Annotated in this window: 18 protein-coding genes; all 18 read right to left on the bottom strand. The window is 28.5% G+C overall.

The annotated features are described in order from the left end of the window. Nucleotide 1: 1 nt before the first annotated feature. Nucleotides 2-778 carry a 30S ribosomal protein S2 gene (gene rpsB / locus AMN73_RS01560; protein WP_075534544.1) on the bottom strand — a complete coding sequence of 259 codons (777 nt, stop codon included), beginning with the start codon at nt 776-778 and terminating at the stop codon, nt 2-4. Between the two features lie 125 nt (nt 779-903). Then, nucleotides 904-4311 (bottom strand): DNA polymerase III subunit alpha, encoded by a 3408-nt coding sequence (gene dnaE, locus AMN73_RS01555; protein ID WP_075534543.1) that lies wholly within the window; start codon nt 4309-4311, stop codon nt 904-906. Next, the gene (locus AMN73_RS01550) at nt 4298-4981 is read right to left on the bottom strand and encodes an ABC transporter ATP-binding protein (RefSeq protein WP_075534542.1); all 684 of its coding nucleotides are present in this window, start codon (nt 4979-4981) and stop codon (nt 4298-4300) included. Before AMN73_RS01550 ends, dnaE begins: the two co-directional genes overlap by 14 nt. Further along, nucleotides 4974-6206 carry an FtsX-like permease family protein gene (locus tag AMN73_RS01545; RefSeq protein ID WP_075534541.1) on the bottom strand — a complete coding sequence of 411 codons (1233 nt, stop codon included), beginning with the start codon at nt 6204-6206 and terminating at the stop codon, nt 4974-4976. Before AMN73_RS01545 ends, AMN73_RS01550 begins: the two co-directional genes overlap by 8 nt. 1 nt (nt 6207) lies before the next feature. After that, nucleotides 6208-7533, bottom strand: a complete 1326-nt coding sequence (proS, locus tag AMN73_RS01540; RefSeq protein ID WP_075534540.1) for a proline--tRNA ligase — start codon at nt 7531-7533, stop codon at nt 6208-6210. Next, nucleotides 7533-7778, bottom strand: coding sequence for a DUF1467 family protein (locus AMN73_RS01535; RefSeq protein WP_075534539.1), 246 nt, complete (start codon nt 7776-7778; stop codon nt 7533-7535). Before AMN73_RS01535 ends, proS begins: the two co-directional genes overlap by 1 nt. Continuing rightward, nucleotides 7779-9437 carry a ribonuclease J gene (locus tag AMN73_RS01530; protein ID WP_075534538.1) on the bottom strand — a complete coding sequence of 553 codons (1659 nt, stop codon included), beginning with the start codon at nt 9435-9437 and terminating at the stop codon, nt 7779-7781. It abuts the gene before it with no gap. Next, nucleotides 9434-10186 (bottom strand): type III pantothenate kinase, encoded by a 753-nt coding sequence (locus AMN73_RS01525; RefSeq protein WP_075534537.1) that lies wholly within the window; start codon nt 10184-10186, stop codon nt 9434-9436. The genes AMN73_RS01530 and AMN73_RS01525 overlap by 4 nt, the downstream gene beginning before the upstream one ends. Then, nucleotides 10177-10704, bottom strand: a complete 528-nt coding sequence (locus AMN73_RS01520) for a biotin--[acetyl-CoA-carboxylase] ligase (protein WP_075534536.1) — start codon at nt 10702-10704, stop codon at nt 10177-10179. The genes AMN73_RS01525 and AMN73_RS01520 overlap by 10 nt, the downstream gene beginning before the upstream one ends. Next, on the bottom strand, nt 10704-12122 hold the full coding sequence (nuoN, locus tag AMN73_RS01515) for an NADH-quinone oxidoreductase subunit NuoN (RefSeq protein ID WP_075534535.1): 1419 nt from the start codon (nt 12120-12122) through the stop codon (nt 10704-10706). The genes AMN73_RS01520 and nuoN overlap by 1 nt, the downstream gene beginning before the upstream one ends. Further along, complete coding sequence (locus tag AMN73_RS01510) at nt 12119-13615, bottom strand: NADH-quinone oxidoreductase subunit M (protein WP_075534534.1); 1497 nt, start codon at nt 13613-13615, stop codon at nt 12119-12121. The genes nuoN and AMN73_RS01510 overlap by 4 nt, the downstream gene beginning before the upstream one ends. Further along, entirely contained in the window at nt 13615-15528 is a 1914-nt protein-coding gene (nuoL, locus tag AMN73_RS01505; protein ID WP_075534533.1) for an NADH-quinone oxidoreductase subunit L, read from the bottom strand. The genes AMN73_RS01510 and nuoL overlap by 1 nt, the downstream gene beginning before the upstream one ends. A 1-nt stretch (nt 15529) precedes the next feature. Continuing rightward, nucleotides 15530-15841, bottom strand: a complete 312-nt coding sequence (gene nuoK / locus AMN73_RS01500; protein ID WP_075534532.1) for an NADH-quinone oxidoreductase subunit NuoK — start codon at nt 15839-15841, stop codon at nt 15530-15532. After that, complete coding sequence (locus AMN73_RS01495) at nt 15834-16463, bottom strand: NADH-quinone oxidoreductase subunit J (RefSeq protein ID WP_075534531.1); 630 nt, start codon at nt 16461-16463, stop codon at nt 15834-15836. Before AMN73_RS01495 ends, nuoK begins: the two co-directional genes overlap by 8 nt. After that, the gene (gene nuoI, locus AMN73_RS01490; RefSeq protein ID WP_075534530.1) at nt 16463-16948 is read right to left on the bottom strand and encodes an NADH-quinone oxidoreductase subunit NuoI; all 486 of its coding nucleotides are present in this window, start codon (nt 16946-16948) and stop codon (nt 16463-16465) included. Before nuoI ends, AMN73_RS01495 begins: the two co-directional genes overlap by 1 nt. Nucleotides 16949-16950: 2 nt before the next feature. Beyond that, nucleotides 16951-17952: an NADH-quinone oxidoreductase subunit NuoH gene (gene nuoH / locus AMN73_RS01485; RefSeq protein WP_075534529.1), complete on the bottom strand. Its 1002-nt coding sequence runs from the start codon at nt 17950-17952 to the stop codon at nt 16951-16953. Next, nucleotides 17953-19980 (bottom strand): NADH-quinone oxidoreductase subunit NuoG, encoded by a 2028-nt coding sequence (gene nuoG / locus AMN73_RS01480; protein ID WP_075534587.1) that lies wholly within the window; start codon nt 19978-19980, stop codon nt 17953-17955. After that, a partial coding sequence (locus AMN73_RS01475; protein ID WP_306452618.1) for an NADH-ubiquinone oxidoreductase-F iron-sulfur binding region domain-containing protein occupies nt 19961-20296 on the bottom strand: 336 nt, incomplete at its 5' end. The genes AMN73_RS01475 and nuoG, both read right to left, overlap by 20 nt.

The following is a 20296-nucleotide window of genomic DNA, read 5'->3' as shown; positions in this document are numbered from 1 at the left end:
TTTAATTAGATTTTGGTTTTAGTGACGCTTTATTTTCTGGTTGTTTAAGGGTTTCTAGATCTTTTAATTTTTTTTCTTCGGCTGGTGATGGGGCTTCAAGTTTAGCACTTTCAATTGTTTCTTTTATTAGTTTACAATATAGATCAATTGATCTTCTTGCATCATCATTACCAGGAATAGGGAAATTTATACCGTCTGGATCTGAATTTGTGTCTAATATAGCAATTATAGGTATATTTAATTTAATAGACTCTTTAATTGCCAATGACTCATAATTGGTATCAATAATAAATACTAAATCTGGAACTTTTTTCATGTCAGATATACCACCAAGTGATCTTTGTAACTTATCACGCTGTATACTCATCTTTAAGAGCTCTTTTTTTGTAAATCCTCTATTTTCTGCAACTAAATCTGTATTTAATTTTTGTAATTTTTTAATTGAATTTGATATTGTGCCCCAATTTGTAAGCATTCCACCAAGCCATCTGTAATTAACATAATATTGGTTCGTTTCTTTTGCCAAATCTGCAATTGCTTCAGATGCCTGTTTTTTTGTTGAGATAAAAAGTATTTTTCCATTATTTTTAATTACTTCAAAGATTTTTTCCAAAGCAACTTTAGTAAGTTCTAAAGTTTGTGTTAAATCAATAATATGAATTGAGTCTCTTTTTCCAAAGATATATCTCTTCATTTTTGGGTTCCATCTCAAGGTTTTATGACCAAGATGAACACCAGCGTCTAATAATTGTTGTATACTTAGTTCAGGTAATTTCATAGTTTTTCCCGGTTATGCCTCCACAGTTATTTCCATTTAAGGACCGGAGGTTTTACAACCACTAACTGTGTGCGTGTTAATTTGGCTTTGTTTACAATCTTATTTAAAATTTAACAAGTATTTTTTTAAAAAATATTGGTGGAAATACCTTGGTTTTTAAGCAGGTTTAGGTTTTTTCTATCAACTAACCTCCTATTTTTTAAATTAAATACTAACTTATTATCCTGATCTAATATTTTAATGATGACTTGGGTTTGGCCATTTTTTTCTAATATTTTTTGAACATCATTTAAGTATTTCTGGTCTTTAATAAGAATTTCTATGTTGTTTATTGGTTTTTCATAGAGATTTTTTAAAGATGCAACTTTTCTTACATTAATACGTTTAAAACGATTATCATCTTCTAAGTTGTTTTTCGTAAGAGTTAAAATGATTGAATTACCCTCAATTAGTATATCTCTATTAGATTCTAAAACATCAGAAAAAAGGAAAAGCTCAAAAACTGATCCAAGATCTGTTAATTTAACTATTGCATAAGAATTCCCCTTTTGAGTTTTTTTTTCTTGAATCTTCAATATAGTAGCTGCAATATTAGCCTCTTTAATTTCATTATTATTAAAATCTATGTAACTAATTATATTGTAGTCCTCAAAACTATCTCTAAATTGATTTAATGGGTGATCAGATATAAAAAATCCTACAGCTTCAAATTCTTTAGATAATCTATCCTCGAATTTCCAGTCTTCAATTTTTTTTAATAAATCTTCCTCAATAATTCCTTCTTCTTCGAATAAATTAGATTGATTTACCGATTTATTTTCAAAAATATTTTTTGACTTTAGGATTAAACTCGGTATCGAGTCATATAAAGACTGTCTGTTATCTACAAGATTATCAAAAGCTCCTGCTTTTACTAACCCTTCCAATTGAAGTTTATTAAGATTTTTAGGATTAATTCTTTCAATAAAATTGTTTATTGATTTAAATTTACCATTTTTTTTTCTTTCCTCGACTATACTAGAGATTGCCTCAAAACCTACATTTTTTATAGCTCCTAATGCATAATAAAAATTCTCATTATCAGATCTAAAATCTGCGTAACATTTATTAATATTTGGTCTTACAACATTTATATCCAACCTATTCAACTCTTCATAAAACTCTCCTAATTTTGATTGACTTGAAATGTCCATTGTCATTGATGCAGAGAAAAATTCATTTGGATAATAACATTTTAAAAAAGCTGTCTGATAAGCAATTATTGCATAAGCTGCGGCATGACTTTTATTAAAACCATATTCGGCGAAAGGTTCTATTTTTAGAAAAATACCCGCAGCAACATCTTTTTTAATACCATTTTTAACAGCTCCATCAATAAATCTCATTTTTTGTTTTTCTAATTCAGCTCTCTTTTTTTTTCCCATGGCTCTTCTTAATATATCTGCCTCACCAGCAGTAAACCCTGAAAGCTTTTGTGCTATTTGCATAACTTGCTCTTGGTATATTATTACACCGTAAGTGGGTTTTAATATTTCTTCCAATAGTGGATGCAGATAATCGGGCTGTTGTTTGCCATGTTTACAATCATTGTAGGTTGGAATATTACTCATTGGTCCAGGTCTATATAGTGCAACAAGAGCGATGATATCCTCTAAATGGTTAGGTTTCATTTTTATTAAAGCCTCCCTCATCCCTGCACTTTCAAGCTGAAATAATCCAACGGTATTGCCTGTTGATAACATTTCAAAAACTTTTTGATCCTCGAAGTCAATATTCTCAATTGTAAAATCTTTTAATTTTTTATTTATTAATTTTTGAGTTCTATTGATTACTGTTAATGTTTTAAGACCTAAAAAATCAAATTTAATTAGACCAGAATTTTCTGCTGAATACATATCAAATTGTGTAGATGGTAAAAGTAAATTGGTAGACATATCTTTGTATAAAGGAACAGTGTTAGTAAGTTTTTTATCTGCTATTACAACACCTGCTGCATGAGTAGCAAAGTTTCTATTCAAACCCTCTAGCTTCAAAGATAGATCGATCAACTTTTTAACTCTTGTGTCTTCTTTAATAAGTTTAATTAGTCTTGGTTCATTGTTAATGCACTCCGTTAAGGTTTGGGGTCGTGAGGGATCAAATGGTATCATTTTAGATATACTATCTACAAAACCATAAGAAAGACCTAAAACTCTGCCAACGTCTCTTATTACCATTCTTGCTTTTAATTTTCCAAAAGTAACAATATGTGCAACGCTATCTTTATATTTTGAGTTTAAGTACTTAAAAACTAAATCTCTTTTTTCTTCACAAAAGTCTATATCAAAATCAGGCATGGATATTCTATCAGGGTTTAAAAATCTCTCAAATATCAAATTAAATTTTATTGGATCAACATCAGTTATAGAAAGACACCATGCAACTAAAGAACCAGCACCAGACCCTCTGCCCGGACCAACTGGAATTTCATTATTTTTAGCCCATTTAATGTAATCTGCAACGATAAGAAAATAACTAGAGTATTTCATTTCTATGATAATTTTAATTTCATGATCAAGTCTTTGTTTATATTTTTTAAATTCTTGATTTTGAAAAAGATTATTTTCATCAATTTTAAATATTTTTAAAAATTTTTCTTTTAATCCCAAATTTGAATCCTCGATAAGATTTTCATCTGCATTTCCACCTTTATCGGAACTTATATTTGGTAATACCGGCTTTGAAAAACTTGGCTTAAAATTACATTTGTATATTAAGTTATAATTATTTTCTAAAGCTTCGGGAAGGTCAGAAAAAATTTTTTCCATTTCATTATCTGATTTTAAATAATGATTGTTGGAATATTTAACTCTATTTTTTTCGTTCAGATAAGTTTTATTTCCTATACAAATTAAAGCATCATGAGCATCATGCATATCCTTGCTTATGTAAAAAACCTCATTTGTAGCAATAATCGGTATATCTAATTTTTTTGAAAGATTTAAATTAAATTGTTCAAAAGTTTTCTCATTTTCATCACCATGTCTTTGAATTTCTATATAAAAATTATTTTTGAATTTTTTTTTTAAGTTTGAGTAAATTTCCTCAATTTCTTCAATTCTACCCTTAACGAACAATTTTCCAATTAAACCATTTATAGTACCAGATAAGATTATAATATCATTAACAGTAGATAGAACATCATTGAAATTACAATGAGGTTCGTCTTTATCATTATTTTTCAAATATGAATTGGATGAAAATTCTATAATATTTTGATAACCTTTCTCTGAAGTTGCTATAAGAGGCAATAAACCTATAATATCTTTAAATTTAAAATTTATTTGGGTTCCAATGATTGGTTGGGTACCTGATTTGGACAAGTTTTCTGAAAATTCTAGCGCTCCACACAAATTTGATGTGTCTGAAAGACCTGCACCCTTAATTTTATTTTTTTTACAAAATTCAGCTAATTCATTTATTTTTAATGCTCCTTCACAAATTGAATATTGGGTATGAATTTTTATGTGATTGAAATTTTTATAATTGTCCATTGATTGATTTTATATTACCATCAATCATTTCTATTTTACAATCAGACATGTTTGCAAATTCTCTATTATGGGTTGCAAATATAATTATTCTATTTGATTTTTTTAAATTAATTAATACTTTGAAAACATTTTTAGCCGATGCAATATCTAAATTTCCGGTTGGTTCATCTGCTAATATTATTTTTGGTTTATTTATCAATGCTCTTGCAATAGCAACTCTTTGATTCTCTCCACCAGAAAGTTCTGATGGAAAATGATCAAATCTTTTTGATAGTCCTAAATTGCTCATAATTTTTTTTGCGTCTAAAAGTACCTGTCTTCTATTTTTGTTTAAAGCGAGTCCTGCTAGTGTAACATTTTCAATGGCAGTAAAATCGTTTAGAAGATTATAATTTTGGTAAATTATTCCAATTAAGCTCGCTCTTAAATTATCATTTTCATTGTTATTTCCTATAATAATATTTTGATTATTAATTTTTATATGTCCTGAGGTTGGGCTATCGATTAAAGATAACATATTTAATAAAGTTGATTTACCTGATCCTGATGGTCCAACGATTGAATAAATTCTTCCAAGATTAAATTCAAGATTTATATTTTTAAGTGCTCTAACTTTATTTCTTAAATCAAAAATTTTGTTTATTTTTTTTAATCTTATAAAACTACTCATACTTTAATGCCTTGATTGGATCTAGTTTTGAAGCTTTCTTTGCAGGAAATATTGATACAATAGTAGTTGCTAAAATCGAGCAAAAGGAAATTAATATTATGGATTGAATATTTATTTCGGAGGGCATTTTACTTAAAAAATAAATTTCCTCTGGAAATAGAGAAATATTAAATATCTGGCTTAGAAAAGTTCTTATATTCTCTATGTATATTGAAAATAATACTCCGATTATAACTCCGAATATTGTAGCGGTTAAACCAATATAAAAACCAATTAAAAAAAAAATTTTATATATTGATTTATTTAAAACACCGATAGATTTTAATATAGCGATATCCTTAGTTTTATTTTTTACTAAAATTGTAAGACCGGATATTATATTAAATGCCGCAACAATTATTATTAAAGAAAGTATAATAAACATGACATTTCTTTCAACTTTGAGAGCTGAAAAAAGTGACCTATTTAGGTCTGCCCAAGTATAAATAAAGTTTTTAGTAAATACTTTTTGAAATTCTATTTTTGCATTTTCAATTTCTAGAGGTGATTTAAGATAAACTTCTATATTACGATTTGTTGTATCCTGATTAAGTAAATTTGCTAAGGAGTTAATATTTACAAAAGCAACATTTTGATCAAATTCAAGTAAGCCACTCTCAAATATATATGAAATTTTATAAACTTCTTGCTTTGGTAAATTACCTATAATTGTATCCTCACCAATTGGTGACATCAAAAGAACATTGTCTCCAACATTAAGTCCCAAATCAAAACTGAGTTCTTTACCAATTGATATATTATTTTTATCAAAAATTTTATTATTTTTACTAAAATCAATATTCTTAAAAATCTCTAACTTTTTAAAATCGTTTACTTTATAGCCCCTTAAGGAGAGACCTTTTGTAAAATTTTTATTAATTAAAACAACCTCACCCATAGACGATTCCAAAGTACTTGATGAAATATTTTTAATATTATTTGAATTTGTAAGTTTTAAATCATTTTCTATATCATTACTTTGAATAATTATATGTGAGTTAAATCCAACTATTTTATCAACAAGTTCTGCCCTAAACCCATTCATAACAGACATTACAATAATTAATACTGCTACACCCAAGGATATACCAATAAATGAAAAAATAGATATTATATTTAAAAAACCGTCTTTTTTTTTGGTTTTTAAATATCTAAAAACAATCTGTCTTTCGAGTTGTGATATCAATTTACTTCTTATTAATTTTAATTTGTTCTATTATTTTATCAATTGGTAAGCTTTTAGGCTCTTGACCAACTTCTCTAAATTCAAAGTTTGTGCCATCATTTTTATTTCCAATCATAATTTGAAATGGAATTCCAATTAAATTGAATTTTTTTATTTTAGATGAAAAATTATCATCTGTATCATCTATAATGAATTCAATATTATTTTTGCTTAATTCATTTGAAAGATTAATTGCTTTTTCCAAATTACTTTTATCATTTTTATTAATTAAAGGTAAGATTGCACACTCATATGGCGCAACAGAAATTGGCCATTTCATAATTTCATTTTTGTCGTCAAATTTAGCTTCTATAATTGCGCCAACCAATCTTGATACACCTACACCATATGACCCCATTTTAACAAATTCTTTCTTGCCTTGTAAGTCAACAGATGCATTCATAGGTTTTGAATACTTGTCACCAAAATAAAATATATGACCAACTTCGATTCCTTTGGTATTTAACCTATGTTCTTCTGGAACCTTGTCATCAAATTCTTTTTTGTTATATTTTTCATCTGTAACAGCATAAAACTTTTCAAATTTTTCTCTTAATTCAGATAGTGATTTTTTATTTATTTTTGTATTATCACTTTGAACATCAAAGATTCTTTTGTCTGTATAAATTTTACTTTCACCTGTTTCGGCAAGGATAATAAATTCGTGGGAAAGATTTCCACCTATTGGTCCAGTATCGGCAGCCATTGGTATAGCTGATAATTCTAATCTTTTGAAGGTTCTTAAATAAGACAAAAAAAATTTATTATACGAAAATAATGCTTCCTCGTCACTTATATCAAATGAGTATGCATCTTTCATATAAAATTCTCTACATCTCATAATTCCAAATCGTGGCCTTAATTCATCTCTAAATTTCCATTGTATATGGTACAAAAGTTGAGGCAAAGATTTATACGACTTTATTGAGTTTCTAAAAATATCTGTAATGAGTTCTTCGTTTGTTGGCCCATATAACATTTCTCTATTTTGTCTATCTGTAATTCTTAACATTTCTTCGCCGTAATCCTCATACCTTCCACTTTCTTTCCAAATTTCACTTGATTGTATTGTTGGCATTAGCATTTCTTGTACACCAATATTATCCTGTTCTTCTCTTACAATTTGCTCAATTTTTTTCATCACTTTAAATCCTAATGGTAGCCAAGAATATATTCCTGAAGCTGATTGCTTAATCATACCAATACGTAACATTAGTTGATGCGATTTAATTTTAGCCTCTGTTGGATTATTTTTTAAAATTGGTATCAGTGATTTTGAAAAATACATTAGCTTATTAGGTTTCTTATATTTAAATATTCATATTTTACTAACAAAAATATAATTATAAAAATTATAGAGGTAATTAAAGTAGAATAAACAAACTTTTTTATTATTTTGGGGTTTTCTGGAGCTCCAGCGTCAATTCCTATGATATTTTGTTTTTTTTCTCTATTTACATCTATTGGTAGTAAAGCAAAAAATACTATCCACCATATTAATACATATATTATTAGGGAACCTGTTAAACTCAATTATATTCTCACTAAATTAATATTTGTTAAAGGTTTTTTTCCTGTTTTATCTCTTGAGTATTTTTTACAAATACTTTTGAGTGTATCTATTAAATTTGCCTCTTGTTTGGTATTATTTAAGGAAAAAGTTTTAGTAACTTTTTCAATTTCTTCCTCTAAACCATATGTAAATCCACTATCTTCATTAAGTGGTAGACCTTTATATGAAAGAATTGGCTTTTGATGAATATTTCCCTTTGGTGTAATGAGAATTGTTACCTCTAAAAAACCGTTAATAGATAAATTTTTTCTCTCTTTAATTGATTGCGAATCTTCCTCTACACTCATTTTTCCATCTAAAAAAAGTTTTCCACTTGGCGCCTTATCGTAAACTTCTGGAGCTGTACCCGGAGAAAGTTTGACTATATCTCCATTCTCTACTTGTACCGGATAAGCAACCTGCATTTCTTTAGCAAAATTAATATGTTCTATCATATGACGATGTTCTCCATGAACTGGGATTACACATTTTGGTTTTACCCAACTATACATTTCTTTTAAATCTTCTCTATTAGGATGACCTGATACATGAACAAATTCATTATCTTCTGAGATTACCTCAATGCCTTCTTTCACTAGCTGATTATGTAATTTATAAAGCTTTTTTTCATTTCCGGGTATAATTTTTGATGAAAATATTACTGTATCTCCTTTTTCAATAAATACATCTGGATGAGTATAATTTGATATTCTTGTCATGGCTCCCATTGGCTCTCCTTGACTTCCTGTGCACAAATAAACAATTTTGTCTCTAGATATATTTTTTGCATCTCTGGAGTCTATGGGTTCAATGGTATTTTCTAAATATCCACACTTTCTTGCAGCTTTATAAATTCTATGCATGGATCTTCCGACTAATGAAATTTGCCTACCCGTTTTTTCAGCACAAAAGAATATTGTCTCCATACGAGCTACATTTGAAGCAAATGATGTTACTATTATTCTTTTTTTTAATCTTTGCATAATGTTAAGAATGCTTTTTCTAACATCCATTTCTGATCCTGACTTTCCAACGCTAAAAACATTTGTTGAGTCGCAAATCATTGCTAAAACTCCATCATCACCAATTTCTTTTAACCTTTTTGAATTTATATCTCCTCCAATCAACGGATTAGGATCTACCTTCCAATCTCCTGTGTGTAAGATGTTACCTGCGGGAGTTTCAATTCTTAAACCATTTGGTTCTAAAATTGAGTGCGTTAGTGTTATAAACTCTATTTTAAATGGATTTAACTCTAATGTACTATTAAGCTCTTTTATTTTTAAAAATGGACTTATATCTATTTTTTTTTCTTTAAATTTTTCTGAAATTAAAACACTTGTAAATGGGGTTGCATATATATTACATTTTAGCTTTGGCCAAATATGTGCGATTGCACCAATATGATCTTCATGTGCATGTGTTAAGACAATTCCTAACAAATCATCCTTTTTATCTACAATAAAACCTGGATCAGGATAAATTAAATCTATACCTGGGACACTATCATCAGCAAATGTAACTCCAATATCAACAATTATCCATTTTCGATTATCTGGTTTTCCGTAAGCAAAAAGGTTCATATTCATACCAATTTCCCCAGATCCTCCTAATGGACAAAATAATAGCTCTTCTTTCATATTTTTAATTTTAAAATTACTTTTTTTAAACCATTTATAGTCAAATCTTTTTTAATTAATGGTTTGCCTTTTAAAGAATTTTTAAAAAGATGTGATAAACCACCTGTAAGAATTACTCTAAATTGTTTTTGTGTGTTTTTTTTAATCAATTTAATTATATTGTCAATTAGACCTGAGTATCCCCAAAAAAAACCTGATTTAACAGCATCAGACGTATTTTTCCCAATGATATTAGAGGTTTTATTTAACTTTATTCTAGGGATCAAAGAAGCTTTGTTTATTAAATTTTCTAAAGAAAGATTAACACCTGGGGCTATAATTCCTCCTAAATAAATATTATTAGTTATGACATCAAAAGTGGTAGCAGTTCCAAAATCTATTACTATATAATTTTTATTTTTTTCCATAATACCAATAGCATTTGCTAGTCTATCAGATCCAACTTGTTTTCTGTTTACCCTTAATTTTATTAGATTTTTTAAATTAATCTGTTTTAATTCGATAACTCTTACTTTTTTAATCTCTTTATTTAAAAATTCTTTAATTAAAAAAAATGATTTTGGAACAACACTGCTAAATATAATTTTTTTGACTTTCGATCTTTTACTTATCAAAAATCGCATATTTAAATAGAGATATCTTTTACTTATCTTAATTGATGGAAGATTCCATTTTTTTTTAATTTTAAAATTTTGATCAAACAAAAAGATTTTGGTTTCAGTATTTCCAATATCGCCAATTAAATACATTTATAAAACCTTATATTTTTTTCAAATATTTTTTGTAGATTTTTTATTACAGACATTTTATCTATTTTTTTTATAGTATGCTGATTTAAAAATGTTGTTTTATATTTATTGATTTTTGGAGATTTTTTTATATTTATTCCAATTCCAACTATCATCAGTTTTTTAAGTTTAAAAAAAATAACCTCTTGAAGTATTCCACAAATTTTTTTTTCATTAACAAGTATGTCATTTGGGTACTTAATTGTTAATTTTTTTTTTATATATTTTTGTATTACTCTTTTTATTATTTTTAAGTTCAATTTGGTAAATTCAGAAATTTTTCTTTTTTTGTTGATTTCAAAAAAAATTGTCATAAACAAATTTCCCTTTAATGAAATCCATTTATTCCCATGCTGTCCTCTGCCATCAGTCTGTTCTTCAGTAATTATAATGCCTTTATTATAGCCTCTTTTAATCATTTTAATTGCTTGATCGTTAGTACTTTTAATTTTTTTAAAATAATATTTCTTAATTACCATTAAATGATATTAATTTTTGAGATTATTCCTAAAAGGCTATTTGGATATGTGAAGTAAAAAACTAAAAAAATAGTAGACACAATCAATGATATTCTTAATCCTAAACTATGATTGGAGTCATACTTTTCTTTGCTTGGATCAAAATATATAATTTTAATTATTCTCAAATAATAAAAAGCCGCGACAACTGTTGATAGTAAGCCGATTATTGCTAAAAAAAACATTGATTGCTCTATAACTGCCATAAAAATATAAAATTTTGCAAAAAAACCTGCTAATGGTGGAATTCCAGCTAATGAAAATAATATGATTAATAAAGATAGAGATAAAATTGGATGATTTTTAGAAAGACCAGATAGATCTTCAATATTTTCGAAATATTCATTATTTCTTTTTAACATAAATAAACAGCAAAACAGTGCTAGATTCATGATTACATAAATTGTTATATAAATTATTGTACTTTGTGCACCTTCGCTACTTCCTGTGGCAATCCCTGCAAGTGAATAGCCCATATGCCCTATAGAACTGTAAGCTATAAGTCTTTTCAAATTTTTTTGGCCAATTGCAGCTATGGCTCCAAAAATCATTGAGGCTATTGAAATAAATATTATTATCATTTGCCATTGTTCAATCATATTAACAAAGGGTACATATAAAAATCTTATAAATACACATGTGGCTGCTATTTTTGGCACTAAGGCAAAAAATAATGTTACTGATGTTGGTGAACCTTGATAGACGTCAGGTGCCCACATATGAAATGGCACGGCTGAAATTTTAAATGCTAAACCAACCAATATAAAAACAATTCCAAACGTTAAACCATAAGGAACTTGGTTTGTGTTGTTCGCTATTTCATTAAAATTTGTTGAACCTGTAAAACCATATATTAATGAGCAGCCATAAAGTAATAAGCCAGAGGATAACGCGCTTAATACAAAATATTTTAACCCCGACTCAGAAGATAAAACATTATCTCTATTAAAAGCAGCAAGAACATATAGAGCAAGAGACTGAAGTTCCAGGCCAATATAAAAAACAATCAAATCATTTGAGCTTATCATAACCATCATACCAAGTATCGAGCAGAGAATTAAAATTGGATATTCAATTTGGTAAATTTTTAAACTCTTCAAAAAATCTGTCGAAATAGATAAAACAAAAATTGCAGATATAGCTGTCAATATTTTCATAAAATTGGCAACATCATCTATCACATAACTATTATTGAAAATTAAAATTTTATTGACTGAGGATAAATTTAAAATTAAAGCTGCAAGAATAAATAAAGTTAATATTGATAAATTAAATATAAGATTAGAACTATTTTTTTTAAAAACTCCAATCATTAATAAAGACATTATTGAGAGTGATAAGAATATTTCTGGAAATATGAGATTTAAATCAATATTCATTTACTCATTACAATATTATTTGATAAATTTGAATTATACATATCAATTAAATTATTAATTGAGACCTCCATGGTATTAATTAAAGGTTCAGGATAAAAACCAAAAAAAATAATTGGTACTGCTAAACTCCAAAGAATTAATATCTCATGTTTATTTAAATCTAGCATTTTTGTAACTTCCTGATTTTTTATTTTTCCAAATATAACTCTTTTATATAACCAAAGTATATATGCAGCGCCTAAAATTACACCAACACTTGCAACTGTTGCTACTAAAAAGTTTTTTTTAAAAGCTCCCATAAGGATTAAAAATTCACCAATAAAGCCACTTGTACCAGGAAGGCTTAACGATCCTAAAGCAAATATCATAAAAACAATTGCGTATTTTGGCATTATTGACACTAAGCCACCATAATCTTTTATCAATCTTGTATGCATTCTTTCATAAACTACACCTACACAAAGAAATAAAGCTGCTGACACTAATCCATGACTTATCATTTGAAAAATACTTCCTTCTAAACCTTGTTGAGTAAGAGTGAATATGCCTAATGTGACAAAACCCATATGTGCTACTGAAGAATAAGCTATCAATTTTTTCATATCTTCCTGCATTAGAGCTACCAATGATGTATAAATTATAGCTATCAAACTTAAGATATATACTAATGGTACAAAATATTCTGAGCCAATTGGAAATAGTCCAATTGAAAATCTTAAAAATCCATAGCCTGCCATTTTAAGTAGAATTGCAGCTAATATAACGGACCCAGCTGTTGGTGCTTCAACATGGGCATCGGGTAACCATGTGTGCACAGGCCACATAGGAGTTTTAACGGCAAATGAACTAAAAAAAGCAAGCCATAATAAATTTTGGTATTTTGCATCAATACCAATTTCATAAAGTTTCACAACATCTGTTGTGCCTGTTAGCCAATAAATAGATATTATTGCGACTAACATCAAAACAGATCCTAAAAGTGTAAACAAAAAAAACTTAAAAGCAGAATACACTCTTCTCTCACCACCCCAAATACCTATTATGAGAAACATTGGTATTAAGCCACCTTCAAAGAATAAATAAAAAATTACTAAGTCAAGAGAACAAAAAACTCCAATCATTAAAGTTTCAAGAAGTAAAATCGATATTAAAAAATCTTTTAGACGTGACTTAATGGTTTTATTGACTGATACAACGCATATAGGTGTTATAAATGTAGTTAAAATAATAAATAAAATAGAAATACCATCAACACCTACTTTGTAATTTATAAAACCAGGGATCCATTCTCTAGTTTCTACAAATTGAAAATCTGATGTTGATTGATCAAAAATTAACCATAGATATATAGATAGAAAAAAATTTGCTATAGTTATAAATAATGCAACATATTTGCTACTATTATATTTTTCATTTTTAGATCTAGAAAAAAAGATAAATATTGCTCCAATTGTAGGTAGAAATATTAAAGACGATAAAATCGGTATATTCATTATTTTACAATTAAAATTGTTAATAAAATTGAAAAACCTATTAGCATAACAAAAGCATATTGATATACATAACCGGTTTGAAATTTGACAGCTTTATTTGATAAAAATTTTATTATATTTGAAATACCATCAGGTCCAAATTTATCTATTACAGCTCCATCAATTTTTTTCCAAAAGAATTTTCCGATAAATTTAAAAAATCTTACAAATAAAAAATCGTATAGCTCATCAAAGTACCATTTATTTTTTAGAAATTGATAAAGTGGTCGGTTCGTTGAAACAAAATTTATAAGAAAATCTTTATTTTTAACAAATAAAATATATGAAAACGGAATTGTTAAAACAACTAATATTGGTGTAAGCAAAATGAACCATTTGGGTGGATGATTTTGACTTAAGGGCTCTAAAAAAAATATAGAGTTTCCCCAAAAATTAGCCGAACTATTATAGCCTATAAAAAGCTCTTTGAATAAGTAACCTGAACCAATTGCACCTAAAGCTAAAATAAATAAAGGCACAATCATCACTAAAGGCGACTCATGCATCTCATCTATTTTTATATCTTTATTTTCATAAGTTCCGTGAAATGTTTTAAATATCAATCGCCAAGAGTAAATAGATGTTAATAAAGCTGTGAATATTCCAATTGATGCTGCATAATATCCAACATTACTCCCACTTAGATAAGCAAACTCAATAATTGCATCTTTTGAATAAAATCCAGATAAAAAAGGAAATCCTGTTAATGCTAATGTACCAACGATCATTAAAGAATATGTTGCAGGTAGCTTTTTCCAGACTCCTCCCATTAAGTTTATATTTTGTTCGTCTTTAAAAGAATGAATAACTGAACCTGATCCTAGAAATAATAAAGCTTTAAAAAAAGCATGTGTAAACAGGTGAAACATAGCAACATTATATGCACCAACACCAGCAGCAAAGAACATATAACCTAATTGACTACAGGTCGAATAGGCAATTATTTTTTTAATATCATCTTGAACTAAAGCAATGCTTGCAGCAAAAATTGCAGTTGTCATACCGATTATAGTTATGAATGCCAAAATTAATTCTGAATATTCATAAATTGGTGAACATCTAACAACTAAAAATACACCAGCTGTTACCATTGTAGCTGCATGTATAAGTGCAGATACGGGTGTCGGCCCCTCCATGGCATCGGGTAACCAAGTATGTAAAAAAATTTGGGCAGATTTACCCATTGCTCCAATGAAAAGTAACAAACATATTAAATCTACTGCATTAAAATTTACTCCTAAAAAATTAATACTCTTTTTGTCAATTTGTGGAATTTGTTCAAATACAACATCAAAGTTTACAGTTCCAAAATAATAAAAGATTAAGAAAACACCTAAAGCTAGACCAAAATCACCTACTCTATTTACTAAAAAAGCTTTTATTGCTGCATTATTCGCAGTTTCTTTTTTAAACCAAAATCCAATCAGTAAATAAGAACATAAACCTACTCCTTCCCAACCAAAAAATAATTGTAAAAAATTGTCAGCAGTAACAAGGGCTAGCATTGAAAATGTAAATAAGGATAAATAACACATAAACCTTGGTTTATTTGGGTCATGAGACATGTAACCAACGGAATAAATATGAACTAATGATGATACAAACGTAACAACCACCAACATTACTGATGACAAAGCATCAATTTTTATGGACCAGTTTACATTTAGAGTACCAGAGTAAATCCATTTAAATAATACTATATTATTTTCATACCCCTCAAAGATAACATTATAAAAAATAATTATAGATAAAATCGCCGCTGTTGTTGTAAATAAGCTTGTTAGTATTTCTGAAGATCTATCTCCAATTTTATTTCCAAAAAAACCAGATATGATTGCACCTATCAATGGTAAAAATAATATTAGGTATTCCATTTTAACCTTTTAATTTGTCTATTTCCTCTACACGTATACTTCCAGCATTTCTGTAATATACAACTATTATTGCAAGACCTATTGCTGCTTCTGCTGCTGCAACGGTTAGGATAAATAATGTAAATATCTGACCACTCAAATCATTAATAAAAATTGAGAATGAAACTAGATTTATATTTACTGATAACAAAATTAGTTCAATACTCATTAAAATCACAATAATATTTTTTCTATTTAAAAAAATTCCAACTACTCCAATGGTAAATATAACTGCCCCGAGTGTTAAATAATGACCAAGACCAATTTCAAACATCAATTTTTACTCCTTTATTTTTCTCAACATCTACTAAATCTACGCCATCACCTTTTTCTCTTGAAATTTGACTAAAATAACTTTGCCTTTTTAACCCTTCTCTTTTTCTATAAGTTAAAATAATTGCTCCAATCATAGCAACTAAAAGAATCATGCCAGAGAGCTGAAATAAATGTATATAATCTGTATATAGAACATATCCTATTGAGTGAGTGTTTGAGACCTCGCTTATTTCTAAAGAAATACTATTTATTAAATCAGGTTTATATTTCCAGCCACCAACTACTATTACTAATTCAAAAAAAATAATTAGACTTACTAGTAGTCCAATAGGTATGTGTCTTGATCCATGAGTTGATTTAAAAAATGTATTTTTTTGATGTGCTACATTTAACATCATAACAACAAATAAAAATAGTACTGCAACAGCGCCAACATATACAATTAGCATAATCATTCCCAAAAACTCTGCACCGATCATAATAAATAAACATGAAATGCTAATAAAATCTAAAATTAAAAAAAAAACTGAGTGAACTGTATTTTTTGAAACAGTTACCATTACTGCTGAGATAACGGCTATAAAAGAAAATATATAAAAAAAAATTGCGTGAGCTATCATTATCTATAGGGATTATCAGCTTTAATGTTTGCCGCTAATACACTCTCCCAACGATCTCCGTTTTCTAACAATTTTTCCTTATTATAATATAATTCCTCTCTTGTTTCTGTAGCAAATTCAAAATTTGGTCCTTGAACAATTGCATCCACAGGGCACGACTCTTCACATAAACCACAATAAATACATTTTAACATGTCAATATCATACCTTGTTGTTTTTCTACTGCCGTCAGCTCTTTCGTTTGACTCGATAGTTATGGCTTGAGCTGGACAAACTGCTTCGCATAATTTGCAAGCAATACATCTTTCCTCACCATTAGGATATCTTCTTAAGGCATGCTCCCCCCGGAACCTTGGGCTGATCTTTCCTTTTTCAAAAGGATAATTAATTGTTTTTTTCTCTTTAAATAGTTCTTTAATAGCCATTGATAGACCAGTGATGAAGTCTACCATAAATACTGTTTTAAATATTCTTCGTAATTTCATAATTAAACCATCGGTAATAAATCAAAATACATTAAATACCCTGCAGTTAAAACCACCCAAATTAAAGAAAATGGAAGGAATATTTTCCAACCTAGCTTCATTAATTGATCATATCTATATCTTGGTACGATGGCTTTAACTAGTGCAAATAATATAAATAAAAAGAGAATTTTGAGAATTAACCATAAAGGACTGGGCACTATATCAAATGGGTACATATTTATTGGAGATAACCATCCACCCAAAAATAATATAGAACCTAATGCACACATTAAAAGTATATTTGCATATTCCCCTAACCAAAACATTGCATACATCATTCCGGAGTATTCTGTTTGATAACCTGCTACAAGTTCCGCCTCAGCCTCAGGTAAATCAAATGGTGGTCTATTTGTTTCTGCAAGTGCTGATATAAAAAAAATCACAAACATTGGAAATAAAGGTATGACAAACCAAATTTTTTCTTGAGCTAAAACAATGTCGCTTAAATTTAGGGACCCAACACATAACAATACATTAATTATTATAACACCAATCGATACCTCATAAGATACCATCTGGGCTGCTGATCTTATTGAGCCTAAAAAAGGATACTTTGAATTTGAGGCCCAACCTCCCATAATTATTCCATAAACACCAAGTGAGGAAACAGCAAAGATATATAATATTCCGACATTAATATCGGCTAAAACAAATTCATCACTAAAAGGTATTACTGCCCAAGCTATAAGTGCCAACGTCATTGTAACAATTGGTGCTAATATGAAGATTACTTTATTTGAGCTTGCAGGTATTATTATTTCCTTAAATATATATTTAAGAGCATCTGCTAGTGATTGTAGTAGTCCAAACGGACCAACTACATTAGGACCTCTTCTTTTTTGAACAAATGCCCACACTCTTCTGTCTAGCCAAACAATCATTGCTACGGTAACTAGAACTGGAATCAATAAAAATAAAATTTTGTAAATCTCAGAGGCTAAAATTATAAAATAATGTTGCATCTATCCTTCTGTGCCTGTTTTTTTTAGATCAGTTTTAATACTTCTACACTCTGACATTGTTTTTGACGCTCTAGCTATAACATTTGAATAATAGTAATCTATTGGATTAATTATTATTTTTTCATCTATATAATCTACAGGAGAAAAAATTTTTGATTGTATTTTCTTTTGATTTAAATCTAAATAGTTAAGAAGATTATCAATAAGATCGTCCTTGTTTTGAAATAGTTTTTTTCTCTTCAAAAGTTCAGACAATTCATTTAAAATTTTATAATCCTCTTTTGCTTCCCCTGGCGGAAATGATGCTCTATAGGCTTTCTGTAATTTCCCCTCTAAATTTGTAAAAAATCCGTCTTGTTCTGTATAAGTAGCACCTGGAAGAATTACATCTGCAATTTCAGCACCATTATCCCCATGACTTCCAATGTAAACTATAAATTCAGCTTTTTTTTTAAATTTAAGGTTATCTTGACCTATCAAAAATACTATTTCAAAATCATTTTCTTGTAATTTTTTTAATGTTAGATTTTCTTCATTGTTAACCAAATTTAGATCGTAACTACCTACAGATGATGCATTAACTGGAAGTATATTAAGTGGATTCCATTCATCTCTGATTTTTTTATTATCAACCAAAAATTTTTTAATATTTTCAAATATAAATTTTCCAGATTTTAAATTTAAAGCTGAGTTTCCAATTATTACCAAGGGTTTTTTAGAGTCTAAAATTTTCTTACTTATTTCTGATTTATTTTCATATATTTCTTTAATAATTTTTGTTTCTGCTGAAAGTTTTTTATATGGATATGTTTGATCTCCTACATCACCAATTGAAAAAATTTCTGTTTTGTTTGCTACATAATTTTTTCTAATTCTTGCGTTTAACATTGTTGCTTCAAGTCTTGGATTAACTCCAATCAATAGAATAAAATCTGCTTCTTCAATGCCATTAATTTTACTATTAAATAAATAATTAGTCCTATCTTCAGTATTAATATAAGTATTATCATCTCTTGCTTCTAAGTTTTTTGATTTAATTGTTTTTTCAAAAAACTCTTTTGTCACAAACATTGTTTCCATATTGGTTAGATCTCCAATAAATCCTGCTATTTTATCAGATGAAGTAATTTTAATTTTTTCTGCGATAGTTTCATAAGCTTCTTTCCAAGAAATTTTTTTAAATTCGTTATTAATTTTTTTTAAAGGGTGATCTAATCTTTGACTTTTTAAACCATCGCATGCATAACGTGTTTTGTCAGAAATCCATTCTTCATTTATTTCTTCATTTATTCTAGGTAAAACCCTTTTTACTTCCCATCCATAAGTGTCTACTCTGATGTTCGATCCTACTGCATCCATCACATCTATTGTTTCAGTTTTTTTTAACTCCCAAGGTCTAGCTTCAAATACGTAAGGTTTAGATGTTAGTGCTCCAACTGGACAAAGATCAATTACATTTCCAGATAATTCAGATTCCATCGCTTTTTCAAGATAAGTGGTAATTTGCATATCTTCACCTCTTCCTATTGCTCCAAGTTCAGGAATACCAGCAACTTCTGTAGCAAACCTTACACATCTTGTGCAATGAATACACCTAGTCATTTGTGTCTTAATAAGAGGACCCATATATTTCTCTGGTACAAATCTTTTATTTTCTTTAAATCTTGACTTGTCAATTCCATAATACATTGACTGATCTTGTAGATCACACTCCCCGCCCTGATCACACACTGGACAGTCTAATGGATGATTTGCTAACAAAAACTCCATTACACCTTTTCTTGCTTTTTCCACTTGAGGTGTATTTGTTCTAATATTCATTCCCTCTGCGGCGGGCATCGCACAAGAAGCAATCGGTTTAGGTGATTTTTCCATCTCTACTAAACACATCCGACAATTACCTGCTATTGATAGTTTTTCATGATAACAGAATCTTGGTATTTCAACACCAGCTTGTTCACATGCCTGTAAGACGGTTAAACCTTCCTCTATCTCGATATCTTTGTCATTAACTTTTAATTTCAGCATTGTCATTCTCTAATAAATGTTGATCTACAAGGTACGGAATTTTATTATCTTTATTTACAAGTGGATTAAAATTATTTCTTTTTACTATTTCTTTTTTGAAATGTCTTAATAATCCTTGAACAGGCCATGATGAACCCTCTCCAAAAGCACAAATTGTATGTCCTTCAATTTGTTTTGTGACGTCCATAAGCATGTCAACTTCCTCTCTTGAGGCTTCACCTTTTGCCATTCTCTCAAGCATTCTCCACATCCAGCCAGACCCCTCTCTGCATGGAGTACACTGCCCACAACTTTCATGTTTATAAAATCTTGCGAT

The organism is Candidatus Pelagibacter communis (genome assembly GCF_001179965.1).
Classification (GTDB): Bacteria; Pseudomonadota; Alphaproteobacteria; order Pelagibacterales; family Pelagibacteraceae; genus Pelagibacter.
The sequence above is the reverse complement of the archived record's forward strand: the minus strand, read 5'-3'. Positions and strand labels throughout refer to the sequence as shown.